The following is a 12,921-nucleotide window of genomic DNA, read 5'->3' as shown; positions in this document are numbered from 1 at the left end:
CTAAAATACGTGAAGTCGGGGCCTAAAATTCAGCCACAAAATTAACTTTTAATATTGTATTAAACAATTTCAAGTCAACTTTTTTACCGATACGACATGCAATTATAGCAAATTTTATGCCAAATTAATCTTTATACCGGCAAGCAGTCACACACCGGCTGCATTATAATGATTTATTAACAAAAATAAGGATGGACAGCCGAAGTAATATCTAAATTTTTACTAAATTTGCACCCATAAACCAATCAATAATAAGTAAGGTAAAGAGTATGGTTGTTTTCTTTAAAAAAGGCGCCAATCATTTCATCGCAGTTGAAACCGATCATCGTTTCAACGAAAATGAAAGCGATAAGCTATCATGGCTTTTCGGTGGTGCCACCCCCCTCACAAGTACATCACTCAAAGGTCGATTCATTGGACCGCGTCGTGAAATGATCACACCCTGGAGTACAAATGCAGTAGAGATTACCCAAAACATGGGCCTTGAAGGCATAACCCGAATCGAGGAGTTTGACCGCACGACCGAGGAGAAGCCCCGATTTGACAAAATGCTGCAGCGTGTCTACGACGGACTGAACAGCAAGATATTCACAGTTGCAAAAACTCCGGCCCCCATCGTCTACATCGACGACATATCGGAGTACAATAAAGCCGAAGGACTCGCATTGAGCAAGGACGAAGAGCAGTATCTTCGCGACCTGAGCAAAAAGCTCGGACGCCCCCTTACCGACAGCGAAGTATTCGGTTTCTCACAGGTGAATTCCGAACATTGCCGCCACAAGATATTCAACGGCACGTTCATAATCGACGGTGAGGAGAAACCGCTGTCACTATTCAAGCTCATCAAGAAAACATCGCAGGTCAACCCTAACAAGCTCGTTTCAGCCTACAAAGATAATGTGGCATTTGTCGACGGCCCTAAGGTTGACCAATTTTATCCGGTAAATCCCGACCGTCCCGATTTCTTCGAGGTAAAGCCTCTCGACACGGTCATCTCGCTTAAAGCCGAAACCCATAACTTCCCCACGACAGTTGAGCCTTTCAACGGTGCTGCTACAGGTACCGGCGGTGAGATACGCGACCGCCTCGGCGGTGGTAAGGCAAGTCTTCCCATCGCAGGTACCGCCGTTTACATGACATCCTATCCCCGCATGTCACCCGAACATCGATGGGAAATGATGATGGATCCCCGCGCATGGCTATATCAGACCCCGTGCGACATCCTTATAAAGGCATCAAACGGAGCTTCGGACTTCGGAAACAAATTCGGACAACCTCTTATCTGCGGCTCACTGCTCACATTTGAGCATGAGGAGAACGGTAAGAAATATGCCTATGACAAAGTGATAATGCTTGCCGGAGGTGTTGGATTCGCCGCAAAGAAGGATGCAATCAAGGGCGAGCCTGTTGCCAACGAGAAGGTTGTAGTGATGGGCGGCGACAACTATCGCATCGGAATGGGCGGTGGTGCCGTATCGTCGGTTGAAACCGGACAATATGACAACTCAATCGAGCTTAATGCCGTTCAGCGCGCCAACCCCGAAATGCAGAAACGCGTCAGCAATGTAATCCGCGCACTTGCCGAAAGCGACGACAACCCCATAATATCGATTCACGACCATGGCGCAGGCGGTCATCTCAACGCCTTGTCGGAGCTCGTTGAAGCTACCGGCGGCAAGATCGACATCAGCGCACTGCCTATAGGCGACAAGACTCTCTCGGCCAAGGAAATCGTGGGCAACGAGAGTCAGGAACGCATGGGTATGGTTCTCAAGCAGGACGATATCGAATACGTTAAACGAATAGCCGACCGCGAACGCGCACCCTTCTATGTAGTAGGAGAAACTACCGGCGACGACCGCTTCGTATTTGAGCAGAAGGACGGCGTGAAGCCTATCGACCTGGCAATGGCCGACATGTTTGGCAATTCGCCCAAGACCGTAATGAAGGACTCAACCGTTACCACCACCTATAAGGATGTTGAATACGATGCAGCACACATCGAGGATTATCTACGCGATGTGCTGAGCCTTGAAGGCGTAGCCTGCAAGGATTGGTTGACCAACAAGGTCGACCGTTCGGTTACCGGCAAAATCGCCCGTCAGCAGTGTCAGGGCGAGACTCAGCTTCCGTTGAGCGACTGCGGTGTCGTTTCACTCGACTATCAAGGCAAGGCCGGTATCGCCACCTCTATAGGTCACGCTCCTCAGGTTGCATTGGTAGATGCCGCCAAGGGTTCGGTAGTTGCAGTTGCCGAAGCACTGACCAACATCGTCATGGCTCCGTTGAGCGAAGGCATAAAGAGCCTGTCGTTAAGCGCCAACTGGATGTGGCCGTGCAAGAACCCCGGAGAGGATGCAGCTCTTTACCGTGCAGTGGAAGCCTGCAGCGATTTCGCTTGCGCATTAGGTGTGAACATTCCCACAGGAAAGGACAGCCTTTCAATGACCCAGAAATACGGCGACGACAAAGTATTTGCTCCCGGCACCGTAATCATCTCGGCCGCCGGCGAGGTCAGCGATGTCAAAAAGACCGTTTCACCCGTGCTCCGCAATAAGAAGTCCACATTATATTATATAGACTTCTCAAGCGACTCGCTGAAGCTCGGCGGTTCGGCACTTGCCCAGTCATTGAACCGACTTGGAAGCGACGCCCCCACAGTTACCGACGCAGCACAGTTTGTGAAGACATTCAATGCCGTACAAAGCCTTGTCAACGACAAAGCCATCATGGCAGCTCACGACATCTCAGCCGGAGGTCTTGTCACTACCCTTCTTGAAATGACATTTGCCAATGTCGACGGAGGTATAGCCATGTCGACCGAAGGCTTCGCTTCGATGGGAGAAACCAATCTCGTCAAGATTCTCTTTGCCGAGAACCCCGCGCTTGTAATACAAGTTGCCGACGCAAAGACCGCCAAGGTTGAATCGGTACTTGAAAAAGCCGGAGCTCGCTTCTGCGCCATAGGTCAGCCTCAGAGCGAACGCACCCTCGTCATAAATCACGACGGAAACGAGCAGATGCTCTTCATCGACTATCTGCGTGATGTGTGGTTCCGTTCATCTTACCTAATGGATGCCGTACAGAGCGGTGAGAAGTGCGCTGCAATGCGATTTGAGAATTACAAGAAACAACCCATACGCTACCGTCTTCCCAAGGATTACAACGGCTCGCTGAAGTCACGCGGACTCTCCTTGCGTCGTGACAACAAGTCGGGCATACGCGCAGCAATCATCCGTGAAAAGGGTGTGAACGGCGACCGTGAAATGGCCTATTCACTCTACCTTGCCGGATTTGATGTAAAGGATGTCCACATGACCGACCTCATGTCGGGTCGTGAAACGCTTGAGGATGTCAACATGATCGTATTCTGCGGCGGATTCTCCAACTCCGATGTACTCGGCTCAGCCAAGGGATGGGCAGGAGGATTCCTCTGGAATGAAAAGGCAAAAGCAGCGCTTGACAACTTCTACAAGCGCGACGACACTCTCAGCCTCGGTATCTGCAACGGATGTCAGCTGATGATTGAGCTCAACCTTATCAATCCCGAGCATTCGCGCAAAACTGTCATGGAGCATAACATCTCACATAAGTTTGAGTCACAGTTCCTCGGCGTAACAATACCGCAGAACAACTCCGTGATGTTTGGCTCGCTCTCAGGCTCAAAGCTCGGTATATGGGTTGCTCACGGCGAAGGACGCTTCAACTTGCCCGAATCGCTTGACAAATACAACATTGTGGCCAAGTACAACTACTCGGCTTATCCCGGCAATCCCAACGGCTCGCGTGGAGCTGTAGCAGGTATAGCATCGGCCGACGGTCGTCACCTCGCAATGATGCCCCACCTCGAACGCGCCATATTCCCGTGGCAGTGCGGATTCTATCCCGACAGCCATCGCAACGACGAAGTTACGCCATGGATTGACGCATTTGTCAATGCTCGCAAGTGGATTGAAAAAAGAGTGAAGTAAAACAATCAATCTCGTAATAATATGGGAGGATTTTTCGGAGTCGCAAAACACGACGAATGCATAAACGAGCTGTTCTACGGAGTTGACTACAACTCCCACATGGGCACCAAACGTGCCGGAATAGCCACCTGCTACGGCGGCGTGTTCACGCGCTCCATCCACAATATTGAAAATTCCTATTTCAGATCCAAATTTGAAGGCGATCTGAAGGATTTCAGGGGAAATGTAGGCATCGGTGTCATAAGTGACACCGATGCACAACCCATAATTGTAAACTGCCACCTCGGCAAGTTTGCAATAGTCACCGTAGGCCGCATCAACAATATCAACGAACTTGAGAAGGAGCTGCTTGCCAAGGGACACCATTTCTGTGAACACAGTTACGACATCATCAACCCCACTGAGATGATAGCCGCGCTAATCAGCGAGGGAACCGACTATGTCACAGGTATCAAGAACGTATATGCCCGTGTCAAAGGCTCATGTTCAATGCTGTTGCTCACTGAGGACAGCATCATAGCGGCGCGTGACAAATACGGACGCACACCTATAATCGTGGGACAGAAGGACGGCGCACACGCCATTACAAGTGAAACGTGCGCATTCCCCAATCTCGGCTACGATGTGTGCTACAATCTCGGCCCTGCCGAAATTGTAGAGGTCAAGGCCGATGGCATTACAAAGCTCAAGGAGGCTGAAAAGACCATGCAGATATGCGCATTCCTGTGGACCTATTACGGTTACCCGGTATGCGAGTATGAAGGAAAGAATGTCGACCTCATGCGTTACGAATCAGGACTTGAAATGGGTCGTAACGATGACACTGAAGTCGATTTCGTCAGCGCGGTGCCCGATTCGGGAATTGGAATGGCTTTGGGCTATTCCCAAGGCAAAGGAGTCCCCTACCAGCGCGGTATCGTGAAATATACCCCTACATGGCCCAGAAGCTTTACACCCAGCACCCAGGAACGCCGTGAGCTTGTGGCCAAGATGAAGTTGATTCCCAACAAGACTCTGCTCAAGGACAAGAAGGTCATATTCTGCGACGACTCGATAGTGCGCGGAACTCAGTTGCGCGACAACGTGAAGGACTTGTTTGACTGTGGAGCTAAAGAGGTGCACATCCGCATCAGCTGCCCGCCGCTCATCTATCCGTGCAAGTTCCTTAACTTTACGGCATCCAAAAGCGACATGGAGCTCATCACACGACGCGTGATACAGCGCCTTGAGGGTCGTCATGACAAAGATCTCCAGGAGTATGCCACAACCGATTCGCCCAAATACAAGGCGATGGTTGAGAGCATTCGCGAGGAACTTGGATTGACATCGCTGAAGTTCAACTCCATCGAAACCATAGTGAAGTCGATAGGCTTGCCCAAATGCTGCGTATGCACCCACTGTTTCGACGGAAGCAGTTTCGATTAATACGTTTTTTTGGTTAAGACCTTAGAAAACACTATCTTTGCAATCAATATAAAGTATAATATATTAACTGTCTAATATCTTTTAATCATGAGTCTAAACATCATTGTGCTCGCAAAGCAGGTGCCCGACACCCGTAATGTTGGCAAAGATGCGATGAAGGAAGATGGCACTATAAACCGTGCGGCTCTCCCTGCCATCTTTAATCCCGAGGACTTGAACGCCCTTGAACAGGCACTTCGCCTCAAGGACGCTAATCCGGGGTCCACTATTACATTGCTTACAATGGGGCTGCCACGTGCCTCTGAAATCATTCGTGAAGCTATTTACCGCGGTGCCGACACCGGTATCGTTCTTACCGACCGTGCTCTTGGCGGTGCCGACACTCTTGCCACCTCATACTCTCTCGCTCAGGCTGTCAAGAAATTCGGCAATTATGACATAATCCTCGGAGGCCGTCAGGCTATCGACGGTGACACCGCTCAGGTTGGTCCTCAGATAGCCGAAAAACTCGGTTTGCCCCAGGTTACTTATGCCGAGGAGATCCTTGAGCTTAAGGATGGTCATGTAGTTGTAAAGCGTCGTCTTGAATCAGGCGTTGAAACCGTCAAGGCTCCCCTGCCCTGTGTCGTTACAGTCAACGGCTCGGCAGCCGAATGTCGTCCCCGCAACGCCCGTCGAGTTCAGAAATACAAATATGCCGTTTCTCCCAGCGAAAAGGAGAAGCTTTCCGATGACATGAAGGCCATAGTTGACGCCCGTCCCTATCTAAACCTTCAGGAGTGGAGCGCCGCCTACGTTGACGCCGACCCGCAGCAGATAGGTCTTGCAGGATCGCCTACAAAGGTAAAGGCTATCGAAAATGTAGTATTCACTGCCAAGGAAAGCCTCACACTCGACAATGACGATGCCCAGATCGAAGAACTCGTAAAGGAACTTATCGCTAATCACACTATAGGCTAATCTACTTAAAGAATCAACACAATCATGACAGACAATAATAACTTAATCGTATATTGCGAATACGAAGACGGCAAAGTGGCCGATGTGAGCCTTGAGCTTCTCACCAAGGGTCGCGTACTTGCCGATAAGCTCGGTGTCAAGTTGGAAGCCCTCGTAATTGGCGACAAGTTGGATAAAATCGAAGAAACGCTCTATCCCTATGGAGTCGACACTGTATATAAGGTTGAGGATGCACGCCTCTATCCCTATACTTCCAATCCTCATGCAAGCGTGCTGATCAACCTGTTCAAGGAAATCAAGCCGCAGATATGCCTCATGGGTGCAACCTGCATAGGCCGTGACCTCGGTCCCCGCGTATCTTCATGCCTCCACAGCGGCCTTACCGCCGACTGTACAGCTCTTGAAATCGGCGACCACAAGGATCCCAAGACAGGCAAGGAATACACCGACCTTCTCTACCAGATTCGCCCGGCATTCGGCGGTAACATCGTTGCAACCATCGTGAATCCCGACTGCCGTCCTCAGATGGCAACCGTGCGCGAAGGCGTGATGAAGAAAGAGATCAAGGATCCCGCTTACAAAGGCGAGGCCATAAATCTTGACGCATCCAAGTATGTAAGCCCCGAAGACTTTGTTGTTGAAATCATCGACCGTCACATCGAGAAGTCGAAAGTCAACATCAAGAACTCACCCATCATCGTTGCCGGAGGTTACGGAATGGGAAGCAAGGAGGGATTTGACCTTCTGTTTGAATTGGCCAACACTCTCGGCGGTGAAGTCGGAGCGTCACGTGCAGCCGTTGATGCCGGATTTGCCGAGCATGGCCGTCAGATTGGTCAGACCGGCGTTACCGTTCGTCCCAAGCTTTACATAGCCTGCGGTATTTCAGGACAGATTCAGCACATTGCAGGTATGCAGGAAAGCTCTATCATCATCTCGATAAACAACGACCCCAACGCTCCCATCAACACCATCGCCGACTACGTTATCACCGGCAATGTTGAAGATATCGTTCCCAAACTCATCAAATATTACAAGAAGAACTCAAAATAATATTTGATCGAATGAATCGACTTATCTCTATATTTGCTTGCTTATGCATCATGTCCTCCATTGTCGGAGGTCGTGAATTGCACTTGAAAACGACTTCATTTGAGGATTACATCCCTCTGCTGGAGAATGCCGGTTTCCATTTGGAAAGCTTTGATATTTCGGATCTTGCCGACAGTTCTTATTACATTCAATTGCAAATTCGCGAATATGAGGCAGGGAAAACCGATTTCAAGACCAACATGATACCCTATGCTCTATATAATCGAACTATGGCAAGCGAATTTAAAGATACCATAATTCCGGCCGAAGAGATGGCTGTCCCTGAAAAAGGCATATACACTTTAGGCCGAAAAGTCAACATCGGATTGCGTTCAGTCACTGATTCCACCAAAGCCGTATTAATGGATATTCCCAAGATTGGTACCATGCCTCTATCCCTTAAAATGCGCAAGGTACACAATCCCGACACGGGCGATGACATTATGATTGAATATAATACACGTCCCTTCAAAGTGGATTCTATCCGTATCAATGATTTCACTCCACTCGTGTGGGCCGGCTCATTTTGGTGGGATGATGATTTCAAGATATTCCGAAGCTGCGGAGAAAAGGAGATAAGTTCATTGTCAAGCGAAATAGTCGATAATTCACCGCACTACTATGTAATAGGCATTGTAGTGACACCTAAATAACATGAAATAATAAACAACCAATAGTAATGGCTAATTTTTATAACGACAATCCCAGTCTTAAGCATCATCTGACTCATCCGTTGATGCGTAAGATTATCAAATTGAAAGAGCGTAACTATACCGACGCCGAGAAGTACGACTACGCTCCTTTCAACTATGACGATGCCATGGACTCCTATGAAAAGGTCCTTGAAATCGCCGGTGAAATAAGTGGTGACATCGTAGCACCCAACGCTGAAAGCGTAGACCACGAAGGCCCTCACGTAGTAAACGGTCGAGTTGTATATGCCGAAGGTACTCAGAAGAATCTCGACGCTCTTGTAAAGGCAGGCCTTATGGGCATCTCACTGCCCCGCCGCTACAACGGTCTTAACTTCTCGCTTGTACCCTACATCATGGCAGCCGACATGGTTAGTCGTGCCGATGCCGGATTTGTCAACATCTGGGGTCTGCAGGACTGTGCCGAAACAATCTATGAATTTGCCGATGAGGATCAGCGTAAGCGTTATCTTCCCCGCGTGTGCGCAGGCGAAACCATGGCTATGGACCTTACCGAGCCCGATGCAGGTAGCGACCTTCAGGCCGTTATGCTCAAGGCTACTCCCGATGAGGAGAACGGCTGCTGGCGTCTTAACGGCGTGAAGCGCTTCATCACCAACGGCGACGGTGACATAGCACTTGTACTCGCACGTAGCGAGGAAGGCACAAAGGACGGTCGCGGATTGTCGATGTTCATTTACGACAAGAATGACGGAGGCGTAACAGTTCGCCGCATCGAAAATAAAATGGGGATCAAGGGTTCACCCACATGCGAGCTCGTTTTCAAGAATGCAAAGGCTGAACTTTGCGGTTCACGTAAGCTCGGTCTTATCAAGTATGTGATGGCCCTCATGAACGGTGCCCGCCTCGGAATCGCAGCTCAGTCGGTAGGTGTATCGGAAGCTGCTTACCGTGAAGCTCTTGACTATGCACGTGACCGCCGTCAGTTTGGAAAGGCAATTATCGAGTTCCCCGCTGTTTACGAGATGCTTTCAGTAATGAAGGCCAAGCTCGATGCATCACGCTCGCTGCTCTATGAAACCACTCGTTTTGTCGACATGTACAAGACCTACGAGGACATAGCACGTGAACGCTCACTGACTCCCGACGAACGCGCCGAGATGAAGAAGTATTCACGTCTTGCCGATGCCTTCACTCCCATGGCCAAGGGCATGGGCAGCGAATACAGCAACCAGAACGCTTACGATTCAGTACAGGTACACGGCGGTTCAGGCTTCATGAAGGACTACGCTTGCGAGCGCATCTATCGTGACGCACGCATAACCTCAATCTACGAAGGTACTACACAGCTCCAGGTTGTGGCAGCCATACGCCACGTGACCACAGGCACCTATCTGAACCAGATACGCGCTTATGAGAACGAGAACATTGCCGAAGCTTATCTGCCGTTGAAGGACGAGCTTGTTAAGCTTACCGACATATATGCCGCCGCAGTTGAGAAAGTTACATCGGCAAAGGATTCGGAATATCTTGACTTCATGGCCCGTCGCCTTGTCGAGATGGCAGGCAACATCATCATGAGCTATCTGCTCATCCTCGATGCAAGCCGCAACGAAGAGTTTGACGCTTCGGCCCGTGTTTACAATAACATAGCCAAGGCCGAGGTTGCAAAGCACGCCGAATTCATCAACAACTTTACTCCTTCGGAAGTAAACGTTTACAAGAAAGCATAAAATTTTTTCATTGTTAATACCGAGGCATCGCTGTCATGTGACAACGATGCCTCTTTTTACTGTCATTTTACATAAGCTAAAAAATATGAATTATGGTGTAATAAATGAATTTTATATTTAATTTCCCATCTTTTACAGTCCAAAAACGAGCAAACCCTTTTGTACATTGGCGTGAAGCCATGTGCAAAAGGGTCTATATATGTAGCACTGGAATGGGGTTATCTATATTTAACCTTTTTTAATATTAGCAATAATCTGTTTGATTTTCTGACGAGTAACAATCTCGGTGTCGAGTCTGAAGCCGGCTTTGGCATGTAGGTCATCGGTAAGATCATCCCGTGTGAAGTTAGGCTTGTAGCCTTCTCCCTTGACTATGTTCATAGTCATTGACCGTAGTTTCTCAATTATAGCGGAGGATGTGTATTTATAGTTCAGTTCCTTTTCCATTATTCTGAAGAGCAGTAGTGTGATAAAGCAGACAATGAAGTGGGCCCTTATGTGTTCCGCCGTCCAGACGAAGACGGGTCGACCCTTGAAGTCAGTCTTGATGACCCTGAAGGCATCCTCCGACTCCCAGCGGTTATGGTTCAGTTCGATGATTTTCGTCACATTGTCAGACAGATCCGTACATATCGCATAGAAGCCGTCATATTTTTCTTCTTCTGATATGGCGTCAAGATTCAGGGAGACGGTTCTGAATACCGCAACCTCGCCGTCTTCTGTGGCGTAGGTCTCGGAAAGGAACCTGTCAGGGCTCTTATAAGATTTGGTCAATGTCCTGTTTCCACGTGCATTGCTGTCAGCCTTGTCAATCTCGCGTTGACGCAGGAATCGGAGGTAGTCGCGGTATTTGTATGAAAATGTCACAATCAATCTTTGAGAGAACTTTGTCTTTTCATTGACAATCCAACGCTCGCGATAAAAAGTGCGGTCTCCGTAATAACGGGCAGTATCGGCATCAGTCAGGTCAAACTCCAGTTCATCCTCGTCTGCATCCCGGTACCGCTTGTCTTTTTGTACCGTGTCGGACTTTACAAGTTTCCATCCTGTCGGTTCCAGACACCAGTCCCTGAGATTATCCTCCAGTTTCTTTATTGACTGCACCGTTATGAATGATCTTTCTGCTGTGGAGTTATATGACCGGTTGCCTTCAGAAGAGAGACCTCCGTCTGTACAGACTACAATCTTGCTGACCCCCATCTTCTCAACTATAATCTTTTCAGTTGGAATCAAGGTAGTCTGTTCGTTGGCATTGCCGGGATTGATGCACATCGCAACCGGCATGCCGGAGTTGTCGATGAACATACCCATCTGTACGATGGGGTTCGGTCGATGTTCCTTGGAGACTCCGTACTTGCGTATACGTTCATGAACGTTCCCTTTTTTGTCTGTCACATAGTCCGGATCGGCAGATTCTCTCTCGAAAAAATAGTTGGTGCAGTCATAGTACATGACGGTCGTATCCCGTTCGACAACCTTTGACGAATTAAGGAAAAGTCTCTTCTGGATGTATTCACCGTGTCTGTCCAGGATATCCAGACTCCTGTAGATATGCTGTTTTTCTATATCAAAAGGCTCGATATAGCTTCCGCTCCTGCGATAATTACCTAGTTTTGAAGCCGGTCTCAAAAGCCGTTCGTAGACCATCAGCTCCAGAACTTTGTTGAAATCGAAGTCGAACTTATGTTTACGTGAGATTGCCTCGCATATCCTGTCCATCCCGACCTTATGGTACAGCCGTTTAAGAAACAGATATCCGCTCTCGCAACTCTGAGCCTCGCCTTTTTCAATAAGCTTTGTGGGCGACAGACGTGATATTATCACCTGCCGGCCCTCCTTCTCCTGTGCCGTAAGCCTGGCGATATATCCCCTGGCCCATTCAACAGGATCTCTGTCTCCGCATCTCTGACGAACTTCCTCAAGCGTTCCAAGGCGCTCATGGATTCTTGAGGTACTTTTGCCGTTCTTGTCCCTGTATGCCTTCTGTACATAAAGGATGGAAGTCTTTTTTGTCTTGGTTATTTTCAGCTTCATATTATGCCGCCCTGCCGTTGATTGCTACACGGTGCTACAAAGATAGTAATAAAATTTGACACGTGCAAGCGTGCCAGCAAAAAAGATTCATGAAAATGCAACTGTCAAACTACCGAGTTTGACGCTTCGGCCCGTGTTTACAATAACATAGCCAAGGCCGAGGTTGCAAAGCACGCCGAATTCATCAACAACTTTACTCCTTCGGAAGTAAACGTTTACAAGAAAGCATAAAATTTTTTCATTGTTAATACCGAGGCATCGCTGTCATGTGACAACGATGCCTCTTTTTACTGTCATTTTACATAAGCTAAAAAATATGAATTATGGTGTAATAAATGAATTTTATATTTAATTTTGTTGTAGTCAACTTAATTTTCCAAAACGACAATGCGCAGGTCATTATATATATTCGCTATAGTCACAGTGTTGCTTGCCACCGGATGTAAATCATCAAAATCGGTGACGGGTTCGACATCGTCCTATGACAAGAATCGACCTGCCGACACCCGCATTGAAATTCCCGAGTTATACGGCGACGAGAAGCTTCTTGTCGACGAAGCGTTGACATGGCTCGGAACACGTTACAAATACGGCGGCAAGGACTATAACGGCACCGATTGTTCGGGGCTCACCATGCAGGTTTACATGAAAGCGCTTGGCATAGCGCTTCCTCGCTCGTCACGTGAACAGCAACAATTCTGCAAGTCGATACACAAAAGCAAGCTCAATGCCGGCGACCTCGTATTCTTTTGCACGGGACGCGACAAAACACGTGTGTCACATGTCGGTCTGTATGTTGGAAACGGACAGATTATACATTCATCAGCAAGTCGCGGCGTAATCGTAAGCCGACTTGAAGAGAAATATTACACATCAACCTACCATTCATCGGGTCACGTACAACGCAAAACATCCTCAAAGCCCGTCAAAAAGATTAAGCCGGAGAAGCCCGCAACTCCCAAATTTGAGAACGAGCCGATGCAATTTGACCTCGACGAGGTTATTGAAGCTAAAATTGATTCAATCTACAGCTCTTTCCTCGATTAAAATATT

The 12,921-nt window shown here is 48.4% G+C and carries 8 protein-coding genes and 1 pseudogene; 8 read left to right on the top strand and 1 reads right to left on the bottom strand.

Annotated elements, in window-relative coordinates; genetic code table 11:
* Positions 1-251: 251 nt before the first annotated feature.
* From purL to E7746_RS05340, 6 genes are all read left to right on the top strand, one after another.
* Positions 252-3,971: a phosphoribosylformylglycinamidine synthase gene (gene purL, locus E7746_RS05365; protein WP_262709702.1), complete on the top strand. Its 3,720-nt coding sequence runs from the start codon at positions 252-254 to the stop codon at positions 3,969-3,971.
* Positions 3,972-3,992: 21 nt separating this feature from the next.
* Positions 3,993-5,396: an amidophosphoribosyltransferase gene (locus E7746_RS05360; protein ID WP_123396660.1), complete on the top strand. Its 1,404-nt coding sequence runs from the start codon at positions 3,993-3,995 to the stop codon at positions 5,394-5,396.
* An 87-nt stretch (positions 5,397-5,483) separates the two neighbouring features.
* Positions 5,484-6,356: an electron transfer flavoprotein subunit beta/FixA family protein gene (locus E7746_RS05355; protein ID WP_136410091.1), complete on the top strand. Its 873-nt coding sequence runs from the start codon at positions 5,484-5,486 to the stop codon at positions 6,354-6,356.
* Positions 6,357-6,380: 24 nt separating this feature from the next.
* Positions 6,381-7,409: an electron transfer flavoprotein subunit alpha/FixB family protein gene (locus E7746_RS05350; protein WP_136410090.1), complete on the top strand. Its 1,029-nt coding sequence runs from the start codon at positions 6,381-6,383 to the stop codon at positions 7,407-7,409.
* A gap of 50 nt (positions 7,410-7,459) precedes the next feature.
* Positions 7,460-8,101, top strand: coding sequence for a DUF5041 domain-containing protein (locus tag E7746_RS05345; protein WP_168184304.1), 642 nt, complete (start codon positions 7,460-7,462; stop codon positions 8,099-8,101).
* 26 nt (positions 8,102-8,127) lie between these two features.
* Positions 8,128-9,834, top strand: a complete 1,707-nt coding sequence (locus E7746_RS05340) for an acyl-CoA dehydrogenase family protein (protein ID WP_123396656.1) — start codon at positions 8,128-8,130, stop codon at positions 9,832-9,834.
* 228 nt (positions 9,835-10,062) lie between these two features.
* Here the strand turns inward: E7746_RS05340 and E7746_RS05335 are convergent, their stop codons facing one another.
* Positions 10,063-11,868 carry an IS1634 family transposase gene (locus tag E7746_RS05335; RefSeq protein WP_136409411.1) on the bottom strand — a complete coding sequence of 602 codons (1,806 nt, stop codon included), beginning with the start codon at positions 11,866-11,868 and terminating at the stop codon, positions 10,063-10,065.
* Positions 11,869-11,991: 123 nt separating this feature from the next.
* Between E7746_RS05335 and E7746_RS15380 the strand changes: the two are divergent.
* Positions 11,992-12,099 (top strand): annotated as a pseudogene (locus tag E7746_RS15380) (Acyl-CoA dehydrogenase C-terminal domain-containing protein); the annotation flags it as partial.
* 156 nt (positions 12,100-12,255) lie between these two features.
* The gene (locus tag E7746_RS05325; protein ID WP_123396655.1) at positions 12,256-12,915 is read left to right on the top strand and encodes a C40 family peptidase; all 660 of its coding nucleotides are present in this window, start codon (positions 12,256-12,258) and stop codon (positions 12,913-12,915) included.
* Positions 12,916-12,921: the final 6 nt, after the last annotated feature.

The organism is Muribaculum gordoncarteri, assembly GCF_004803695.1.
GTDB classification, from domain to species: Bacteria; Bacteroidota; Bacteroidia; order Bacteroidales; family Muribaculaceae; genus Muribaculum; species Muribaculum gordoncarteri.
This window is presented reverse-complemented; position numbering and strand designations above follow the sequence as displayed.